Source organism: Flavobacterium piscis, from assembly GCF_031457575.1.
GTDB lineage: Bacteria > Bacteroidota > Bacteroidia > Flavobacteriales > Flavobacteriaceae > Flavobacterium > Flavobacterium piscis_A.
In genome coordinates this window covers 118,449-139,996 of sequence record NZ_JAVDWQ010000005.1, presented here as the reverse complement: position 1 = coordinate 139,996, position 21,548 = coordinate 118,449, and the positions used below count along the sequence as shown (strand labels likewise).

Below are 21,548 nucleotides of genomic sequence, written 5' to 3'. Positions count from 1 at the left end.
TAGGAAAGTTAATCTAATACACATACTGTGATAAATATAGAAAAAGACAAGAAACGATTAATTCTTAGATATCATTCAGATTTTCAGCCAACAGCTTGGCTCGATAGGTTATTAAAAACCGATAAGAAATTCACTTTGGCAGGTGTTTTTCATCTTGATAAATCAAAATTTCATAAGAAGATTGATGACGAATTTGATGAGCCAGACTTTTTGTTTGTGATAGGAAATCTGATTGGCAAATATTATAAGATTGATAAGTCAGTTTTTGGAGTAAAAAATGATTTTTATTTTTACCAAAATCTCAATATGACTGAAAGTGTTTTCGTAGTCAAATCAAAAATATCATTATTATACCAGATAGATTTATTATTAAAGGATGATTTATATATTGGTGGTGCAGAGATCAAAAACTTGCCGTATACTGACTTTATTAATTTAATAAAAATCTTTCCAACAACTCATGAAATAAAACTTTATCGTCAGGCAAAAGTTACTTCAATTTTAAAAAACTACTTTAAAGATGTTTATGATAAGGAGTTGGCATACAATAATTATCTAAATAAAAAGATTCCACTTATTGAAAGCAAAATTAGAAAGACTTTTAAGGAATCCGAAATTATTAAGTACGAGACCTTGGTAGAACGTTTAGAGACAATGCTAAATAATGAAATAAACTACACTGAAAATCAATGGCAATCTGAAATTATACAAATCATACTTTTACTTTTCCCAAAGTATATTGCAGTATTTAAAGAAGTTCATTTTCTTGATATTTACAGTAATAAAAATCGTAGGTTAGATTATGGTTTGATAGATTTTATGGGCAATCTGGACATTGTTGAAATAAAAATCCCATTCGAAAAAAGTATTGTTTCAGATGTAACGTATAGAGATAACCATATTCCTAACAGGGACTTGTCCGGCACGATAATGCAAATTGAAAAATATATCTTTTACTTAAATAAATCTGGAAAAGAAATAGAAAACAAACTTACTAAAAAATATAAAAATGAATTACCCGATAATTTGGAAATCAAAATAACTAATCCAAACGCTATAATTATTATGGGTCGCGATAACAAAATGGATGAAAACCAACTCCATGATTTTGAAATTATTAAAAGGAAATACAAGAATGTAATTGATATATTTACTTACGATGATTTACTCAGAAGGCTTAAAATGATTATTAGTCAACTCAAAAAAATTTAACAATAACCAAACTCATTTTACTAATCATATTTTAAATGTATATATCAGAACTTGGAATAAAAAACTATAGAAGTTTTAGGGATTTTACAATCGAGCTAAAACCGCTCACACTAATAATTGGTGAAAATAATGTTGGTAAATCTAATTTATTGGATTCAATTGGATTGATTTTTGGTCAAGATATATCGTTCTTCAAAAAGCGATTTCTAGAAGTAGCCGATTTTAATTACGATACCCTTTTAGATTTTAAAAGGCAAGTACTCGACTTCAATACTCCTATTGATGCTATTCAATTTCCTGAGATAATAATTGAAGCTACTTTAAAAGATTGGGATGACGACCAAGAATCTGTTATATCAGATTGGTATAGCAATCCAGAGTTCAGCGAAGCCAAAATAACATATGTTTTTGCACCTGTTACTAATTTTAACAAACAAGATGAACTACAGCAACAGCGAAATTTCATAGCAAAATTTAAAAACGAAATTACTGAATCCGAGTATGAAAAACTTCCCGAAAGTGTCAAACTAGATTTAATCAACTTTCCTATTTCAAAATACCATTATAGCATTTACGGTGGCATAGGTAAAAATACTCAGGCGAATACTTATCATCTAAATCAGTTACGGTTTGAACTTCTGGATGCTCTTAGGGATGCATGTACTGAATTGGTAGCCAGCCATAATAATAAATTACTTTTCAGGATTTTAAATTCAAAAGAAGAAAAAGAATATCAAGACTTAAAAGGGCAACTTGTCGGTTTACAACAGGCAATAAATAATAATGATGCACTACAGGAAATCAAGAAAGGAATTTCAGTTCAATTGGATAAGATATCATTAGCAACCGACGATACAACAAATATTGTTGATTTAATCTTTACACTTCCTGATGTTTCAGATTTGCTCAAAAAAATCAGTTTAATTTATGGTGATAACCCCATCAAAATAGAGCGAAATGGAACTGGTAGAAACAATCTTTTATTTATATCTCTGGTTTTATCATATATTGAAGATGTCACTAGGGCTCAAAGTTCTTATTTTAGGGTAGTTGGACTAGAGGAGCCTGAATCGCATCTACATCCAAATCTTCAGGACCATTTGGCTCACAATATTGAATCCTTGATTAAAACAGCAAATCAGAAGGAATACAGAAAGGATATCCAACTTCTTATAACTTCTCATTCAACACATATAACTACTAAAATTGACTTTGAGAACACTGCTGTTCTCTACAAAAAAGATAATCAGATAGTATCACATTATGTTTTGGATGGGTTTAGTTCAGATGCATTGGGTAAAAAGCAGATTAAATATTTAAATAAATACTTGGATGCAGTCAATACAAATTTCTTTTATTCCAGAAAAGTAATTTTAGTGGAAGGTATATCTGAAAAACTACTGATACCTGTATTTTTTGAAAAGATAGTTAAACACTCTACTGAAAAATCGAGTTGTTGCATAATTAGTGTAAACGGTTTGGCATTCAGTTATTTTTTAGAAATTATTAAAAATGGCTTCTTTCAAAAGTGCCTAGTCCTGACTGATCGTGATTCAGATACAAAAGCAAAAGATCGCGCTGATAATTTAGCAGCTAAATATACTGGTGTTGCTGAAATACATATAGGAATCACTACGGAATCAACTTTTGAGAAAGATTTAATTTCTGTTAATACAATTGGCACGGGAAGAGACATTCTGTTAAAAGTGATTCAGGAAGTTAGGCCTAATAGTGGTAAATCATATTTTATAAATATTGGCAGCAATCCTATAGCAGTTGAAGAGTACTTCGCACTCATAGAACATTATAAATCTGAGTTTGCCTACAGTCTTATGCTGAATCTACGTGAAGGAGACGAGGAATTTGCTATACCTACATATATCAAAGATGGCATAAATTTCTTGAAATAAATAAATGATAATGGCAGTAAAGAAGATTTTAGGGGAATTAATAATAGCTGGTCCAGGTGCCGGCAAAACATTCAATATGGTAGAATCCATCATTGAAGCACTTCAGGACTTATCACCCTGCAGGTATTTGGCAGTCATAACCTATACCAATTCTGCTACAAATAACATATACAATAGGCTTTCGAAAAGAATAATCATTCCCGAAAATTTATTTATTGGCACCATGCATTCCTTCTTAAATAGATTCATTGTAATTCCATTTTCCTCATATGGAGTTGAAAATGTAGGTAAAGAAAAACTGTTTATGCAATGTGGCATCAATGATGTATTTCAAAAGGTTGAAAAAATGAAAGACAAAGAGAAGAGAAGCAAAACTAATCAGGATGCCGCAATTATTAAGTCAAATATCAAAAAAAAACTTAATAAGCTTGGATATATTACGTTTGACCAAACATTATCCATTTCAAAAGAATGTATGTCAAAAACACCAATAAGTAGAATAATAAGTAATCGAATACAGTACTTATTTGTTGATGAATTCCAAGACTCCGGCAATGAAGTTTTCAGTATAATAGATAATATTCGAAAAGCAAATAAGACAAAAATCTATTGTGTCGGAGATCCTGAACAGTACATTCAAAGTTTTGATTCATCAATAAGGGATTTCAAAAACATCCCTATTCTAAAAGCCTCTGGAAGTAATAGTTATAATGTAAAAATCAACAATAAGAATTACAGGTCAGCAAATACAATAGTTGAATTTTTAAATCAATTTAATGGACGAGTATTTAAGAATCAGAAATTTGAGCAAATAGCGGTATCAAAAGTTTCAGGTACAAAGGAAGTAAATTCAGGTGAAAAAGTATTGTTCATTTCACAATGGGAAACTGTAAAGCCAATAATTGAGGCTTTCACTAGTAAGTGTGAAAGCATCTCTATTTCTAAGGCTAACAGATGCATTTTGGCTAAAAGAAATGATGTCATTAATCGTGTAAAAGCAGCTCTAAATAATCAATATATGGATCCTAAAAAGAATTCTGGAGTACTGCCTATAAAAGCTATTCAGGATACATTACTTTCAACCTTACAATTGAATCAGACACAGTTCTGCGATAAATATGAAACCAATATATTTACCCTTCGGAAATATGCAGTGGCAATATTTAAAGCAATAAATTCAGGAATTATAACAAATGAAAATACTTTTGGATTATTTGTTAAAGATGTTCTTAAATTGGAAATGAAGGAAGGATTGCCAGTAAAAATCGAAAATTTAAAATTTGATTTCAACAATAAAGAAGTAGGTAATTATGTCACGGTTGCAAATATACATACGATAAAAGGTTTGGAATCCGAAGCTGTACTTGCAATTTCTAAAACCGAAGAAGAACTTTTATTATGGATAGAAACTGACCATGCGATAAGAGAAAGCAAACGAGATAATGAAAAAACGGACTACCCTCGTTTGGGCTACGTAGCTTTCAGTCGAGCAGAGCGATTGTTATGTATAGCATGTTTGGAAAAAATATCCGATACAACAATATCAAAACTAAGTAATTTAGGTGTAGTTATACCTTAAAAATGTGAATCGTCGAAACGGTCAATACAAAGATTCATAATGCTTTAACAGATTACTAACTTTCTTCTTCATAATATATTTTATAAAATTTTCTCCCGACTTCATCTGTTCCGCTTTCAATCAGTTTTTTGTCGCCATGAATGTAGATATGAAAATTTTTATCTAATTTTAATACACTTTTAAAAACCCGAGCTTGCTTCTTTACTGCTTTATTTGAGATTTCAAAGTTTTCAGAAGGTGCTATTTCATTATCTTTTCTGAAATTTTTATCAAAATTTTGAAAAGATTCAATTAAACTATCATCTTCAAAGACTTTTTTTTCGAATTCTTGTTTGTCGAACTTTTCATGATTCTTAAAATAATCTACAGAACGATTTAAAAAATCTATTTGATCTGTTTTAGTTACATCGAAATCTTGTAATAATTGTTTAGTAACAAATTGTTTCGCTATCCCCAAAAATTGCTGAGTTTGATGAAAACCATTTTTTACAGGTTGTACATTTAGAAAATGTTCTTTCCAGTATTGAGCTTCAGTGCTACGATTGGTATTATCAACTACAGCAATTAGATAGCCATTCTCTTTCTGAACATTAAAAATAAGACAGCCCTTATCTAATTTATTAACATTCATCCCTTTTTCATCTTTTAAATTAAAGCCGTCATTAGAACTACAAACTTTAAGAACTGTATCTTTATTTTCGGATTTAAATATACCTATAGCATCAGCCTGTTCTTCGCCAATCTTACAATCTTTAAAATATACCATTAATAATTCTCCAGCTTTAATCTGAGGATGTATACTTTTATCGTATAAATAGCGAGCGCTATTATGTGACTGTTCAACAAATGAATCATTATCTTCAAAAATTGAACTAATAAATTGATACACCGGATTCAATTCAATTTTTGGTAAAGAATAAAAAGAAAATAATTCTTCTAACTTGAAGTTAGTTTCTACTAATTTTTTAAAATATTGCTCAATATCTTCAAAATTAGTAAGATCATCAGAAAAGCGAACGCCATCTCCACTGTTTTTATTTCCAACAAAATGGATAATTAGTTTATCCATTTGTCCTAAAGTCATGTCTTTCATTTGCTAGCTATTGTAAATATCATTAGGTATTAATCCTTTCCCTTCAAAAAATTCAGCTACAGTATGGAAATAAGATAATTCATTGTCTATCCAGTAATCTTTAGACGCATGTTCAACCATAATAATTTGAAAATGCTTATTTTTTTTCACCCTGATATAATCAACAAACGAGTTTAGTAGTGTAAAAGCGTCAATTAGTTTTGCTTTATCATCGTTTTTCCCTTCGTAATAAGGGGTACTAGGTTGGTCTATAAATAAAAATTCCGGTATATGATCCTGCTCAATATTTAAAACGTGTTCGTGTAGTCCTAAATAGACGCATAAATGCATAAACATATAATTCGAGGCACTACCAACATTATCCAATGGAAACATTTGTCCATCAGGAATTAATTGTAGTATCATTTTATCACTGTTAAACTCTACGCGACTACTCTTATATGTTGGCAAAGAGCTTAATAGATTGAAATTTCGTTGAATACTTTGATTCAACTCTGTTTTCATCAAAAATTTAATTTGTGATGTTTCCTGCGGGACTTTTGCTAATCGTTCTTTTTCCTCATTTAAACTATTCAGTTTGATTTTATCAATAGGTTTGCTTACCTCTTTCTTCAATATCTGCTCATAAGCATACTTTATTTCACCAAGGACAATAAATTTCTCTCCTTCGGATTGATAATTCTTTTTTATTTCGTTCAGCTTAGCTATTTGTTTATCTATTTCCTGGATTTGCGTTCGTAATTCTTTCACATCTCCTGTAACTTTTAGAGGTTCGGTGATTTTTTTTGAAAGATTAGCCTTGATGTTTTTCAAGGAAGATTCTAATGATTCGACAAATAGTTTTGTCTCGTATGAATCTACTAATTGATCTGATAATTGCTGACTTAAAAACTCAATAGGCTGTAAGCTATCAGCAGATTTGTTAAGGTTCTTTTTATATAGATCGTATTCTTTTTGGTATTGACTTATGGCATTAATTTGGGTTTGTATTGCATTCCTGCTTTTGTACAAACCATCAACTTCGGAAAATAATTTTGAATTTTCCGCAACTTTTTTTGTATTGGCTATCGTTTCTTTAATCACCAATATTGCGTCATCTACACTGTCGATAGATTCGGAATATTCAATAAACTTATATGCTTTACATTTTTCGACCAGTTTAAATATTTCTGCTTCAAAATTTTTGATTTTATTTTGATTTCCCTTTTCCTGATTTTGAATTGCTTTTAGTCCGGCTTCAATTTCTTGTAGGCGTTCAATGGCTTTGATATTCTCCATATCATTTACGCCAATAACTAAATCGAAAATATGACTTAACGCTTTGTCGTATTCTTCTTTCCCATAAAATGTAGTGTCAAAATACGTTTCTGGTGCATCAATAATAGTTTGTGTTAATGAGTTAAAAAGCAAAAAGTGTCTATACGAAATATTGAATGTTGTTTTACCTAATCCTTTTCCATAAGGAAATCTCAAAGCATCAGTGATTCCAAATTCCTCATCTAAAATTGCCTTGATTTCTGCAACTTCCTTGTTGCCCTCAGGATTATCAGGAAAACCACCCAAATTAAAGAATACATCAGAAGAAACTGAGCCATTACTTGGGGTTCTTCGAACTATTGATATTTCTTTTTCATTTACTGTAAATCGAATTCCAAACCATAAAACTTTGTCTATGATTTCAGTTGGAATAGTTACCTTACCGGATAGAAGGCAATAGTCTATTACATTCCAAAAACTTGTTTTCCCAGTAGTTGAATCACCAGTTATAACATTTACTTTATCGGGTAAAAAATGATAGCTTTTAGGTACTGCGTTTTCATCCTTAAACCAGAGCTTTAATTCGTGAAGTATAAATTTCATAATTGTACTTTTAATGTTTTGTAGAGTTGGACAGTAGAATATTTTTCCAACATTAATAAAAACTTCGGTATAACTTCTTCTATTTTATTAAATCGGTCTCCTAAGTTTTTCTTCTCTAAATTTAAACTGGTATTATTTACTATTTCACTTCCCAAGCTTACTTGATTACTATTACTAAGTAATACCAAAGAATTAATAGTAACTGGCAATAATGACAAATATCTTTTATTGAAAGATGTAAATAATCTTGACTGTTCTTTTATCAGTTGTTCCAATTCTAATTCATTATCTAGGTTTCTTGATAAATAACTAACCGTTCTATCATCCAATAAAAATGGTAAAATCAAACATGAACGAGCAATATCCAATTTATCTACGTTATTTAGTATTGACAAAAAAATACAACTTGCTATTGCTTCGTTGTTATACACATAGTAAATTTCTTTCATTCCTTTTTATATTTGTTTCCCCAATCATAATGCCAGCCTATTTCAAGGTTATCGGAAAGGGCGTAATAATGTCCGTTACTAAATTCAACCCCTAAAGCTGAAAATCCCGGTATAGATAAATCTTGTTTTCTGATATAGTCAACTAAATCAATAGCCAGGTTTTTGACTTCATCTTCTAAATCATCAATAGACGAACCAGAATTTATTTGTCTCTCTATTTGTCTGTATTTTGCTTTAAATTCATTTGTCCATATTTGAACACTATTGTTTTTAAACTCTTCTATATCAGTAAGTAAAATAAAATTTTCCTCTTCAGACCAATAAGTAAAATGATTTAAAAATTTAAGCATTTGAGTAGTGTAGTTCCTAATATCATTTGCACCGGTTTGTATCTCTCCTATGTCAATTAATTGCTTTATGAAAATTTGATTTTCTAAGTCATCTGGTAATAAAATAGGAAATTCTCTTCTAGGTAAAGGTTTAATTTCTGTTGCTACTTTAAAACATTTTCCAAATCGCTTAGCAAAATCTTCGCTCGAAATCTCAAATTTTTTTCGATCCTTAATGTCTATATATTTAGCCATATTCAAATTTGACGATAAGCTTTCAAATATTGGTTCAACTAAATCAGCCTGGTAATATTTTTCCAAAAGTCTATTCTTAATTTTTTCTATTATTCCGTCATTATCAGTTTCTATTTCTAATTTTTTCAAAAACTGTTTCAGTTTACTCTTGCTGAGTTTGCTAACTTTTTTAAGATATTTTTTTAATGTATCATCTTGAGTTTTATTTTCCAATTCATTTATTTTCAAAACTACTTTATCTATATCATTATCTGATTTGAATAGAGTTAGTGTTGCTATAAAATCATTATTATTTTCGCTTTTATTTGTAACTAAGATAAATGAGTTCTCATTGAGAAAGGTAGAATTTTTACCATCTGCATTAATAAAATCAACCCAATTACTTAGGGTTTTCCATAGATCAGTATCTAAAGTAGTTAAATTCTGTATATCCCCATTTGCGTTTGTTACAATGGTATGTTTTGTCTGATACAAGATTGTTGTTCCATCTTGCTTGTCAATATGAATATCATCTTTGACTTCAAAGCCAATCTTCTGTCCCTGTTTAAGCTCAAGTGCTAAGTACATGAAGTAATAGAACTGATAATCAAATCCTATTGCTATTGGCCCAGCCGTATGTTGGTCTTGAATTGTACTCATAAATGAAAGTTAGCTTTTAACAAATGTAAATTATTCGTGGTTAAATATAAATTGTTAGAATGTAATATTAGAAATGGCTAAAATAAAATTTAAACATTATGTGGAGTGATTAGCCCTCTTTAATAGGTTATTTCGGTTTTGAACTTGTTTCAATAGCTTAAATTTTTACAATAATACTTGTTTAAAATCAAATAACTTATAAACAAGAATGGGCTGCAACAAATAACACGAATAAATCCATCACTTCATTACGGAAAACCGTAACAAGGAAGTTATTCTAAAGATTATACACAATAGGTATTTATACTGTTTTTTGATTGGTTGAGGATTTGGTGGAAAAACCGGTCAATTTGACCACCATTTTCCGGAGTAAATTTGGTGGTAAAACAAAGGATGTAAGCGTTGTTCACCCATCCCTGCTACCCGAATGTTGTTGGAAAAGGATTAAATATTTTGAAATACTATTTCTTATATTATTATATTAGCAAGTAAATAATAACCCTTCGAAAAAATCTAAAATATGCACTTTGCTTTAATAGGTAATAATCGGATAGAAGCTCAACCGCACCTTAAAGGATTATGTTCTTGTTGTTCAAAGCCTGTTATTGCAAAATGTGGCACACGAAAAATTTGGCATTGGGCACATAAAAGCAAAACAGATTGTGATAATTGGTGGGAACCTGAAACAGAATGGCACCGAACTTGGAAAAACAATTATCCAAGCGATTGGCAGGAAATATCTTTATTTAATGAGAGAACAGGCGAAAAACATATTGCAGATGTTCGTACAGTTCATAATCTCGCTGTAGAGTTTCAACATTCGCACATTGACCCTAAAGAACGAACTTCCCGAGAACTGTTTTATAAAAATATGGTTTGGGTAGTTGACGGCGCACGTCTAAAAAGAGATTATCCTCGTTTTCTTAAAGAGTGGAAAAGTGCTGGAATTAGTGAAGTGCGTCAAACTGACAAATCGGGAATATTTCAGGTTTGGTTTCCAGAGTTTTGTTTTCCAGAGGCTTGGCTTAAAAGTTCTGTACCTGTTATCTTTGATTTTCGAGGAGATGGTTCAATGGACGATTCCGAAGGGTTGCGAAATACCCTTTACTGTTTATTCCCGCAAGTTGGAAGGCATGCGAGAGTTGTGGAGATTTCACGTAAAGCTTTCATCAATACGACTACAAATGGAGAATGGACCCTGCGAGTTCAGGAATTCATAAATGACTTTAGAAAACAAGATGAAATAGAACGGAGAGAACAGCAGCAAACAATGTCTCGGTCATCAAATAAAGTAATATATTCATGGAGAGGAATTCCCCTCATTGGTGGCTACAAAAAATACCGAAAACGCCTTTAGATATCTTAGAAACCTATTCGTAAAGGGACATGAAATAATGATATGCCAGCCACTAACAGCAATTTAGAATTTAAAGTTTATTATAATGAGCATTTATGCCCATCCCTTTAGGTACGTTTGGTACAGGATCTTCTAGGTGAGAAATTATTATACCAAAATATCAATTTTGTAGAGTTAGCGCAGATCAATAATGATAATGAGGAATTAATATATTTATATGATTTGCAAATGTACATTGACAGCATAAATAGTAAAAATAAAAGCAATAAGTTCTAACTTTACACCACTAAAAAACTAACCAAAAATATGAATGACCTTGTAATAACCCCCACAGAATTATTTAATGCCGTAATTGAAAAATTACCAATTCCTGAAATTCATCCCCTGCACAAAGCAATGATGGAGGAATGTTGTGAAAATGCTATTAATAGTAACGCCGAAAAAGATTTAGAAACTTTAATTCCGATTGTACACTTGGCGATGCTGTCATGTGACTCGCTTTTGAAAGGATTATTGAAAGGCAGTTTAGAAAGTACTGATGCAGATTTCGTAAAGCTAAATTATCGTAACGAGACTTTTACAATTCCTCGTGATTCCCCTTTTTTAAAATCATGATTATCGTTTTCAACGAAACTGAAAATCCATTACTGGCTGAACTCGTGAATGAGATTCATGATGAATTAATGGAGCAATGCGAGCATTACCGGGAATTCCATGAAACAATTTTTATTTCCACTTGGGATGAAACTAAAGAAAGAATGGGCGGTCATAAGGATAATGGCTTTGGTTTCGGAATTTCAAATCATCCTTTTCAAGGAGAATATCATCGGTTTGTCATAATTAATTGGCAAAAATGTACTGAGGCAGATCTTAATCGTCGGGAAATTAAAGCAGTTATTATGCACGAATTAGGGCATCTTTTAAATGCTCATGAAAAGCAGCTTGAACCTAATACATGGCATTGCATAAGAAATGGTATTGAGTTTAATGACGAATTATATCAGGAAATTAAAGTTTCGAATGCTTTAAATAATGAATTGTATGCAGATTCATATCCCTTAAAGTTTGGCTATGGAGATTCGTTAATTTCAAGTTTTGAAAAGCATAGAATAACATTCGAAGATGTTGGATTTGCAGAAGAAAGGATAGAGAAAATTAATAACAATGAACTTTTAATAGGTACTGTCAAAGAAATAGTGCCGTTTTCATAATGATTTAACTATGGAAAGACCTTTTGTTTGGCAGATGATAAGAGAAGCAATCGACGACATAAATGGTCAGGCTTCCTATGATGACATTAAAAATTACATCAACGATAAGTGGGAAAATGTAAATCAAAAAACAATAAATGCACAAATTATAGCAATTACTGTAAATCATGATTCGCGTGGGTATTATCCTGAAAATAGAAAACCCCGATTGACAAATTCGCACTCGCCCTATGATGTTTTATTCAAAATAGGAAGAGGATTAGTTATGAAATACGATGCAATTGAGCATGGTATTTGGGAAGTTTACGAACAGGATGATCACAAACTAAGTGTACGCCGGCATAGTGTTCCAATGAAGATCTTTACACCGGCAGATATAATTTGGTTTAAGAATGTAACCAATCAAGTTAATGGCGAGGCCTATCTTGACTTAACATACGATGAATTTACGCTTCATTTCCCTACAATACATGAAACAAATGCGGGCAAGCCACAAGTTGGCGAAATAATATTGATAAGACAAAAAGTAAATGGTATTCCTGCATTTACCCATCTGGTGACGCCTGCTGACATGCATGTAGATGATGCCAATGACAGGAGTGATTATCAATACGGCCGCCGCGTAAAAATCATTGCCAAAACCAATATTGAAAATTTTATTCCTGTTTCAGAAACATTGTGGGATCGACTGAAATATGGAGGAATTACGCAAGGGAATGCCTGTCGTATTAAGAATATCAATAATGTTGGAAATGTAGATGAACTGCAGTTTGATATTTGGCAAAAGTTCCATGGGCGTTTTGTCGCTGCAGGTATCCAATCTGAATCTGTTACTTCATCGATACTCACTGAACTTGAAAATACAAATCCTGAATTAAGCGTAACCGAAGGAGAACTTCTTTTAGTTTCGCATCTTGTTAAAGAACGAAACAGAAAAATTGTAAACGAAAAGAAGAATCAGGCTATAAAAAATAATACGCTAATATGTGAGGTTTGTGAATTTTCATTTCCTTCTATATACGGTGCCGAATTTATCGAATGCCATCATATAATCCCAATATCACAGCCAGGAATACGAGAAACTACGTTGAAGGACCTTTCATTAGTCTGCGCTAATTGTCACCGGATGTTGCATAAAAAATTCGATGGTGAATACCTTTCAATTAAGCAATTGAGCGAAAGAATGAAATCATTAAAATAAGAATCGTTAATTTTTCCTTTTCTGCATAAACAAAATTGTTCCTTTGTATTTCTAAAACAGTTACTATGGAAAATGAAAAACAATTAATCTTGGCTTTTATTAATAAGTCAATTTTAGATGCACAAAGAAACCTTGAAACAATAAAACTATCGATGGATATGACAGTTTTTTCGGCTAAGTTAAAGATAGAAACACCTGTTACCAAATCTGCATTGATTTTTTCATTTAATTCTCTAATTACAATTGGAAAACTTGAAACTGCAATACAGTTAAAAAATATTCTTACCGTTGAATCTGAATGGGAACAAAAATATTTCCTCAGACTTGCGTACCTTTCTATAAAAAACGTTTTGGAAACCTATGAAGTTTATCCTGAAAAATTAACGAATTTTGTTTCCGAACACCCTGCACTTATAACTATTTGGGAAGAAGTTAAAGCTGATATTTTGGCTTTTAAAACAACACTTTACATTGAAAATCAAGTCGAAGAAATTCTTAATACAACGGTAACTAGTATAGATGCTGATTTTAAAAATTATCACGATTCAATTGCAGAAATTAATATCGATAATGCCAAGAGCATGCTTTTTGAGTTCATTATTCTTCTGGAGAAAATATTTTTCTTTTCCTGTGAATGTCTTGAAATTGATATCGTCAAAAATATAGATATTAATGAAGTTGAAAGGAGACTATCGGCATTGACGCTAAGAATGGAAGCAATCAGAAATGCGTATAAAAATTTAAATTAGCCCTCATGTATTAACTTAAAAGAGAGAAATCTTCCGCCTTTATCCGATAAAAAAGGGTAGAGTAATTTCAAAATACCTATTACGATGTTTAACGATCTACAGGAATATTACGATTATATCGAAGCGAATACAAACATCCAAAAAGATGATACCATTTCGGCATCACTTACACGAATGCGTGATAAAATTACAGATGACGATTTAAAAAAACTTTGCTCTTATGAGTTGTTTATCAATGATTTTCACATTCGCAAAAATGAGTTAAAAGCCCGGTTTACGCAACAAACTGAAAACGGCAGGCAGGAATATCCAAACTTACAATTGTTCGAGGATAATCTTGACTATTTAAAATCTCGCGCAGAAAATATTACGCATTCAAAGTTAAAAGCAAAATACAATCACATTCTTTGGCTTAGCAAGGCAAAGCATATCAATTTTGCCAAAGCTGCTGTTGACAATTATTACGATTATGTTACTACTTGTACGTTCCCGAACAATGATGTTATATTGTCAATGAATTATATTGAGTTGATCGAAAACCTTTTTTTGTTATCACAGGAAATTTCATATAAAAGCAAAGAGGTATTGGCATATCTTGTTTCAATTCTCGGGACCGGAAGAATTCACGGCTATCAGGAATATGCAATAATGAATTTTATTGCTGTTGAAGGAAAGAAAATTCCGGATACGCTAAAAGCCTTTTTTGATTATACTCATAAGGTCATTAGTGGAAATCTTTATCCGAATGCTTTAAAAGATTATATAAAAGTACAACTCGTCATAGCACAAAAAAGTAATCTGCCGCTTGCGCCGTTTTATAACGAGTTAGCTGAATTTTATGTTGATGACTCAAAAAAACATGACGGTACTTTCGTAGTTATGGGCTATTACATGAAAGCGCTTCAGCAATATAAAAAAGCCGGCAATAAGGACAAAATCGAGGAAATATCGATATTAATGGATAAGGCAAAAAATAACCTTAACCTTAATTCGGTCCCCTTTGAATTTTCAGATCCGGCAATTGATGATTTTTTCAAAAATGCAGAAAAGCAAATTGACGGTGTAATAGATAATTTTGGGCCTGATCAATTATTCCAATATTTGATCATTTGTCCTGATATGTTTCCTAAAGCCGACCAATTAAACAATAGCATAACCAACTCTCTTATGCAAGTCGTAAGTGTTACAACATTTGATCAGAATAAGAATATCAGCGGAAGGACTGGAGGTGGATTCAATATATACGATATTTATCTAAAGACAATATCGATGCAGCACCTCTCAATGTTTTTTCACAAAGCGCATTTAAGCGGTAAGTTTTCTTTCAGCACAATCACTGAATTTATCCTTAAAAGTACTTGGTATGGGGATGATGCGGAACACATCAAATCAAATGGAACAATAACGCACTTCCAGTGGGCCCAATTAATTTTCCCGGCTTTAGAAAATTTCTTTAGTCAGACTGAAATTGATTTCAGCCTCAATAAATTCAACCGTCAGGCATATATACTTTGCATAGATTCTCTCGCATTGAAGTTTGAAGGATTATTACGCGAGTTTTCCCGAAGGATTGGCGCGCAGGCTATTGAGATTAAAGATAATTCTACACAAGAAAGAATTACAATCGACAGGTTATTAGATAATCAAAAATTCATAGATTTGGTTCCACCTGATGATATTGCTTTGTTCAAATATCTTTTTACTAATCAAGGCGAAAATCTGAGGAATAATATAGCGCATTGTTTTTTCCTTCCAATGAATTATTCGCAGGAATGGATGTGGCTTTTAATTACTGCGACATTAAAATTGGGGGCATATAAATTGAATAAATAAGCTATAATAACAAATGTTTAAACAAAACAAAAGTGAGTACCGAATTTGATTTTTTTATTGATGAAAGCTGTCATTTAGAAAATGACCATTACCCGGTTATGTGTATCGGATATATAAAAGTTCCCCGTGATCAATATGCGGTGTTGACTGAAAAATTTAAAGCTGTTCTCGAAAAGCACAATTTCGATAAGGAATTGAAATGGCAGAATTTTTCCGGTGTAAGGATAGAGCTTTATAAAGAACTGGTAGATTTTTTCTTCGGGGTAGATATTTGTTTCCGGAGCATTTTGATCAAATACAAAGACAGGCTGAAGCACGAAGATTTCAATCAGGGATCGCACGACAATTTTTATTACAAAATGGTGTATTATCTTTTGCGTCCAAATGATAATGAAACGCATTCCTATCGTGTTTTTATCGATGTAAAGGATACGCGCGGCCGTGAAAAATTACGCAAGATCAATGAGGTCTTTGATAGCAAATGGCATGGCAAATCTCCATTCAAGCACTTTCAGCATTTGCATTCGCATGACAATTTATTCTTCCAGTTGGCAGATTTTTTCATTGGCGCAATAACCTATAAAACGAGGGTAGTGCAGCAGAATATTCCACAAGGTAATAAGGATAAAATGACATTCATTGATTATCTTGAAGAAAAATCGGGTTTTCATCTTAACGAGGGCACCGAGCCTTGGGAATACAAATTCAACATTTTCGATCACCAACCCAAACAACGATCGTGATGGATTTATTTGATTTAGATGATTTAATTCCTGCTTTGGGTATTGATCCTTCACCTGAACACCTTGAAGAATTATATCAGGCCTTTAAGGTTGATTTCATTGATAACGACTTTTTTGTTGACGGGATAAAAGTTCTTATAGATGTCCGCAATTCAAAGGAAGAAGGTTTCGAAGCCTACCCGCACACTTTTGTAAAAATCGTAACCCGTGGCACAAAAGGGCATCGCAATTTCGACAGGAAAAGAGCCAATAAAATTCATTGGATTAAGCCGATACTGGAAAATAGAAATACTGATGATGTTACTTGCTTTAGCTATTTAGAATCTGACGGTGCTATACGGGACTACTTTTGGTTCAGGGAGGGCGGTTTTCTGGTCATTATGGAAAAAATATTGCCTGACATGGTTATAATATCTTGTTTCCACATCGACGACGATAGAAACCAGCTTTATTATGAGAAGCGGTATAATGACAGGATTATATAAAAAAAATGCCACAGCTGAGGTGCTGTGGCCGACCAGGTCCTTTACCCGAGGGTAATGACACTGCAAATATAAGCATCTTTATTATTATCTCCAAGTCTTTCTCTAAGTTTATCATCTATTCTACCTGTAGTTGCAGCATTATTTCTATTTCTATTATTATCTTTATTAACTATTATACCAGCATCTTATCTATTATCATTAAGACTTCCTTATTCAAAACTAATCGATGGTTTTAATCTTTCAGGTTTCCAATAAAAGATTTTACCATCTTCAAAAAAAGATATTGGTTGTTGTGGCGGAATAACATTTCCGCCATCACTACTAGGTTGAAATATCGATGACATTTTTCTTTCTGTTAATTGTGAGGTAGCTTGTTCAATAGGTTTTAAGATAGCAGGTACAGTCCCAATGAAATCTTGCTTATAGTCAGACCGCAAATCCCCTACCGTATTATGCAATACACATTGGGTGAATATATACGCAAACTTTATCGTATTGGTTTCACGATTAAGAATATCTTCTACAATGGCTTTAAAAAGGGCATGCTCCAGACTAAAGTAACCTGTGTTCAGTAAAAATACCCCAGCATATTCTACCTCATTTGTTTTTGAGTATTCCTTAATTTGTGTCGAAGCTTTTTTAATGATATTCTTGATTGAATTCGTTATAAGCCGCGTGTAAGCAGTTAAATATTCTTCTTCAATAGATTCAAAATTTAGGCAGACAGCTAAATTAGACTCATTCTCAAATATTTTAGCAATGGCTTTTCTCCTTCCTTTGTCATACATGCTTTCGTTTTGTAGATCTTTCAATTCAATAGCAATACTTTCAATCAGGAAATCAGGAGTTTTCGTTGTTGTTTCTGGGACTTTTCTACCACCTAACTGATTAATTAAACTTTCAAAATCACTTTCAGAATATCGTGGGATTCCGTAATGAAATATGTTTGAAAAACTTATCTCTGAAAAATCGTTAAATGAATATTCCTCGACTTCTGCAACTTTATATGCTTCCCACACATCACCGCCATCTTGTTCGCAATATTCACGAATGAGATAATTTATCTTTATCTCCGAACACACAACAACATTTTGGCTGGCTATTTTTTGGTAAAACCATAGCTTTGAAAAATTACTTTCACGAAAAATCAAAAAGCAATTGGAATAGCATTTTTTTTCAGAATTATAACCTTCAAAATTGGCAAGCAGCATTTTTGGATAAATCATATTCTGTTTTTTAAAATAATTCCGGTAGTTGTATCAAAAATATTAAATTGTTTTTACCCTGATATTTCTATTAAGTTACACCTTCTGAAATCTAAAGGCGAAATACTCGTGTGTGTTTTTAAAATATTTTACAAAATAAGAGTCATCAAAACCAAGATGATATCCAATCTTACTGATATTGTAACTAGTAGACAGAAGCATTCTTTGAGCTTATGCTATAATCCTTTCGTTTATTATCTCAGAAGATAGCGCTGGGCTGTCCATATATAATGAAATACATCTCCAGCTCCTAAGTCATTTGCCATGTAATGAAATGTTAATCAAATTTAAAAAATCCACAAATTAATCCCAACTACCGGAATAGAACAGATCTTGAACCTTCAATCTCTTACTCTTAAAATCAAATTTTTCAAACTTATATGTCAAGTAATTTGCAATATCATCTTCATGTGTAGACATAATGATTTGATAATCTTTAAAATCATGTCTCATCAGTTCTATGAATGAATGAATGAATATTTATGTCGTCCAATGTCTGTACAGGATCATCAATAGCTAAAAATTTAAAGTGATTAGTTGTCTCATAAACTTTATTTAGAGCGAGACAAAAAGCAATAGATACAACAGCTAGCTGACCAGAACTAAGATGATGGATAATATCATGATCTGATTCACTATCGGTAAGAAATCTTACTCTGTTAGTAGTTCCTTGCATATCAATAAAAATTCCCAATCCCTGTTGATAATTCTGCAGAATTTTACCTGAATAGAGATAAAACGGTATTTTAATTTTCTCGATCATTTCCATTTTATACTTTTTAATAGATTGATCAAGTGCATTTTTTATCTTTGTAATCTTAACCTCCAATTCGCTAAACTTCGTTAATCGTGCATTAAAAATATTTAATGAGAACATTCGGGACTCATTAAATTTGTATTCAACGTACTTCTTTTTATTTTGTACTTCAGAAGGACTAACCAGTAAAGAGCTCTTTTCTGAAAACAAGTCTTTATAAAGATGTTTGTGCAATAATTTTTCTTGGTCAGGAACTATATCAGATAGGATTTTAGTCATTTCAAATCGCAATTTCTCTACGTGTTCGTCTAATTGAGAAATAGATAAAGGTAAGAACAGTATATAAGTGTCAAAGCTTATACTGTTTTCGGAAAGAACATTTTGAAATCGTTTAATTCTTTCATCAAATCCTCTAAATTCACGAACACGAGCAAAAAAAGCAGATTCTATCTGATTTTCTTTTTTACTGAAATAATCTGTAATTGCCTGCTTTATAATCAACTGGAAATTAGTTTTAATTGCAGTATTCAATTCCTGCAACTTGTTTAATTGTATCTTATTAAAGTTAGTTAAAGCGATAGTCTTGTTATCAATAACACTACGAAGTAAATCGGCGGATTCAAAACTAGTATCACAAAGTGGGCAATTTGCAGGATGTGTAAGGTCAGGTACTTCAGTTGCCTTTTCAACTGCAGTTTTTCGGGCATTATTTAAATCGTTAATTATATTACCAATATCTCCAATTTCTTTTTCTTGGGTGTTTTTTTCCTTGATAGCAATATCATAAGCCAGAATAAAATCTTGCTCGAATCCAAGTTCTTCTAAGACGGAAGTTTCATATTCATTGTTTTCAATGTTTATAAGAGCCTTTTCAAACTTAGTCTTACGTTGATCCAATAACTGAAGCTTTTCAAAGTTTTCCAACCTGCATAAAATCTGAAGAGCAAAGGCGTTAAGAATATTGCTGTTATCTATCGCATAACTAATAGATTCCCTTAGTTTATCTTTATTATACTCCCTAAAATCAAAAGTGTTGCTAAACTCTTCAAGTATTTCCAAATCTTTTGTATATGCTTCGTACACTACGGTTATATTAGCAGGTTCGACACCTGAAAATGGTTCCTCATTGTCATATGCTATCTCCTTATCAGTAAATAATTTTAAGTAGGTTTGAGTTTCGCCTTCGTTTGCACTATTTCCAAGCTGTTTTACCTTTTCAGTAAGTAAATCTTTGGAAGACTTGATTCCTTTTAAAATGAAATTTAATTTATCAAGTTCTGTGGCTTGTTGTTGGGTCTGAAAAAGAAAATTAAGTTCTTCTTTTTTTTCTTCTTCATCTTTTTTAAGAAAATAAATATTCTCTTCCTGTTGCAGATAATTGAATAGAGGATATAAGTTTTGATGGCTTAAATAAGCATTTGTGAAAAATAATTCGTCAATTTGTTGCTGGCTATATTCCTCCAATACATCCTTGTCAAAAGCCACTGGAAAAACTGCTTCATTATCACTATAATAAGTTTCTAAAATTCCCCACGCATCCGGTCTAAATGATTTGGAATTACCAATCTTACCTGAATTGTCCTTGTCAAGAAATTTTATAAAAATATGAGCACTGTTTGTTGTTGTATCTCTAAAAAGTACCTTAATCGTTACATCTTTTCCGACAGTATTCTGATAAAAAGGCTTTTTATAGTTCTGCGTATTTTTCTGAATATTACTGAATTGAACGGTTCTTTCAAGTTTGCCTCTCAGACATAGCTCAATGGCGTCAAAAATCGTTGTTTTTCCAAAGCCGTTTGGACCATTTAAAATTGAGAAGTCTGCATTTTCGAAATCAACTATTTTCGAGCTGGCTATTCCCTTGAAATTTTCAAGATAAATTTTTTCTAATCTAAGCATTGTGTTCAAATTTATCAAAGAATTCCTTAATCAAATCATCTGAATCTGTGCTAGCTACACAATTATTTTTTAATCTTTCCCAATATTCAGCATCTTCAAGTCCCTCAATACTATTGAGATTAAGTGCAAATTGCATTTCAATAGTGGAAAGCTGCTGGCTTAGAATATCTCCAATTGTATTAAAATTATTCTGAGTGTTTATCGGAACATTAAGAAATGGGAGTTTAAGAAACAACTGAATGACCAAAAAGTATTTTTCATTCAAATATACATCATTTTTGTACTCTCTAAAAGTATCATTATCTAACAATAATTGATTAAAATACTCTAGGTATGTTCCGCTTACAGGAGCATCTGGCACTGAGGTGTCTGAATAAGTTATTACATACTTCTTAAACCAAAAATCATCTTCCTCAATAAGAAGTATATCATTTTTTATTACGTTAATATCACTTTTTATATTATTAAGTCGCACGCATAAAAGCAAAGAAGTATTCTTCTCTATGTCTACTCCTTGTTTCTTCTGTTCTTCAAAGAGTTCAAATATATTATTAGCTTTTTCTTTACTCATAAAATCTGTAAGATCCTGAGGATTGATAAAATCTACCAAATAATACTCTTTTTTTTGTTCATCCTGTTTTTTATAAAATATGGCTGAATCCTTATGACCGGATTCTATAAATCCACTTTCAGCAAAAACAATCTCTATAAGTTCTTTCATT

18 protein-coding genes are annotated in these 21,548 nt (G+C 31.8%); 11 read left to right on the top strand and 7 right to left on the bottom strand.

Annotation, left to right across the window (positions count from 1 at the left end):
* The first annotated feature begins 27 nt into the window (after window positions 1-27).
* From J2W48_RS09110 to J2W48_RS09100, 3 genes are read left to right on the top strand one after another with little or no spacing between them, the layout of a single operon-like run.
* On the top strand, window positions 28-1,212 hold the full coding sequence (locus tag J2W48_RS09110; RefSeq protein WP_310280509.1) for a Shedu immune nuclease family protein: 1,185 nt from the start codon (window positions 28-30) through the stop codon (window positions 1,210-1,212).
* A gap of 35 nt (window positions 1,213-1,247) precedes the next feature.
* Window positions 1,248-3,122: an ATP-dependent nuclease gene (locus J2W48_RS09105; protein ID WP_310280507.1), complete on the top strand. Its 1,875-nt coding sequence runs from the start codon at window positions 1,248-1,250 to the stop codon at window positions 3,120-3,122.
* 4 nt (window positions 3,123-3,126) lie between these two features.
* Entirely contained in the window at window positions 3,127-4,701 is a 1,575-nt protein-coding gene (locus J2W48_RS09100) for a UvrD-helicase domain-containing protein (protein ID WP_310280505.1), read from the top strand.
* Between the two features lie 55 nt (window positions 4,702-4,756).
* Here J2W48_RS09100 and J2W48_RS09095 read toward each other — a convergent pair whose 3' ends face one another.
* Genes J2W48_RS09095 through J2W48_RS09080 form a run of 4 tightly spaced genes read right to left on the bottom strand, consistent with a single transcriptional unit; the run spans window position 4,757 to window position 9,326 of the window.
* Window positions 4,757-5,794: a nucleoid-associated protein gene (locus J2W48_RS09095; RefSeq protein WP_310280503.1), complete on the bottom strand. Its 1,038-nt coding sequence runs from the start codon at window positions 5,792-5,794 to the stop codon at window positions 4,757-4,759.
* A 3-nt stretch (window positions 5,795-5,797) separates the two neighbouring features.
* The gene (locus tag J2W48_RS09090) at window positions 5,798-7,654 is read right to left on the bottom strand and encodes a DUF3732 domain-containing protein (RefSeq protein WP_310280501.1); all 1,857 of its coding nucleotides are present in this window, start codon (window positions 7,652-7,654) and stop codon (window positions 5,798-5,800) included.
* Window positions 7,651-8,103: a three component ABC system middle component gene (locus tag J2W48_RS09085; RefSeq protein ID WP_310280499.1), complete on the bottom strand. Its 453-nt coding sequence runs from the start codon at window positions 8,101-8,103 to the stop codon at window positions 7,651-7,653. Before J2W48_RS09085 ends, J2W48_RS09090 begins: the two co-directional genes overlap by 4 nt.
* Window positions 8,100-9,326: an ABC-three component system protein gene (locus J2W48_RS09080; protein WP_310280497.1), complete on the bottom strand. Its 1,227-nt coding sequence runs from the start codon at window positions 9,324-9,326 to the stop codon at window positions 8,100-8,102. Before J2W48_RS09080 ends, J2W48_RS09085 begins: the two co-directional genes overlap by 4 nt.
* Before the next feature lie 520 nt (window positions 9,327-9,846).
* Between J2W48_RS09080 and J2W48_RS09075 the strand changes: the two genes are divergently transcribed.
* The 8 genes from J2W48_RS09075 (at window position 9,847) to J2W48_RS09040 (ending at window position 16,905) form a co-directional block, all read left to right on the top strand.
* Window positions 9,847-10,683, top strand: a complete 837-nt coding sequence (locus J2W48_RS09075) for a competence protein CoiA (protein WP_310280495.1) — start codon at window positions 9,847-9,849, stop codon at window positions 10,681-10,683.
* Window positions 10,684-10,989: 306 nt separating this feature from the next.
* On the top strand, window positions 10,990-11,298 hold the full coding sequence (locus J2W48_RS09070) for a hypothetical protein (protein WP_310280493.1): 309 nt from the start codon (window positions 10,990-10,992) through the stop codon (window positions 11,296-11,298).
* Window positions 11,295-11,894: a M48 family metalloprotease gene (locus J2W48_RS09065; RefSeq protein WP_310280491.1), complete on the top strand. Its 600-nt coding sequence runs from the start codon at window positions 11,295-11,297 to the stop codon at window positions 11,892-11,894. The genes J2W48_RS09070 and J2W48_RS09065 overlap by 4 nt, the downstream gene beginning before the upstream one ends.
* 10 nt (window positions 11,895-11,904) lie before the next feature.
* The gene (locus tag J2W48_RS09060; RefSeq protein ID WP_310280489.1) at window positions 11,905-13,095 is read left to right on the top strand and encodes an HNH endonuclease; all 1,191 of its coding nucleotides are present in this window, start codon (window positions 11,905-11,907) and stop codon (window positions 13,093-13,095) included.
* A 65-nt stretch (window positions 13,096-13,160) separates the two neighbouring features.
* Complete coding sequence (locus tag J2W48_RS09055) at window positions 13,161-13,844, top strand: hypothetical protein (RefSeq protein WP_310280487.1); 684 nt, start codon at window positions 13,161-13,163, stop codon at window positions 13,842-13,844.
* Between the two features lie 84 nt (window positions 13,845-13,928).
* Window positions 13,929-15,677, top strand: a complete 1,749-nt coding sequence (locus J2W48_RS09050; protein WP_310280485.1) for a DUF4209 domain-containing protein — start codon at window positions 13,929-13,931, stop codon at window positions 15,675-15,677.
* A 32-nt stretch (window positions 15,678-15,709) separates the two neighbouring features.
* Window positions 15,710-16,420 (top strand): DUF3800 domain-containing protein, encoded by a 711-nt coding sequence (locus J2W48_RS09045; protein WP_310280483.1) that lies wholly within the window; start codon window positions 15,710-15,712, stop codon window positions 16,418-16,420.
* Entirely contained in the window at window positions 16,420-16,905 is a 486-nt protein-coding gene (locus J2W48_RS09040; protein WP_310280481.1) for a hypothetical protein, read from the top strand. The genes J2W48_RS09045 and J2W48_RS09040 overlap by 1 nt, the downstream gene beginning before the upstream one ends.
* 209 nt (window positions 16,906-17,114) lie before the next feature.
* Here J2W48_RS09040 and J2W48_RS09035 read toward each other — a convergent pair whose 3' ends face one another.
* The 3 genes from J2W48_RS09035 to J2W48_RS09025 all read right to left on the bottom strand — a co-directional run bounded on the left by J2W48_RS09035 (window position 17,115) and on the right by J2W48_RS09025 (window position 21,547).
* A complete protein-coding gene (locus J2W48_RS09035) occupies window positions 17,115-18,131 on the bottom strand; it encodes a hypothetical protein (RefSeq protein WP_310280480.1) in 1,017 nt (338 codons plus the stop codon).
* A gap of 481 nt (window positions 18,132-18,612) precedes the next feature.
* A complete protein-coding gene (locus tag J2W48_RS09030; RefSeq protein ID WP_310280478.1) occupies window positions 18,613-20,826 on the bottom strand; it encodes an AAA family ATPase in 2,214 nt (737 codons plus the stop codon).
* Window positions 20,819-21,547 carry an ABC-three component system middle component 1 gene (locus J2W48_RS09025; protein WP_310280476.1) on the bottom strand — a complete coding sequence of 243 codons (729 nt, stop codon included), beginning with the start codon at window positions 21,545-21,547 and terminating at the stop codon, window positions 20,819-20,821. The genes J2W48_RS09030 and J2W48_RS09025 overlap by 8 nt, the downstream gene beginning before the upstream one ends.
* Window position 21,548: the final 1 nt, after the last annotated feature.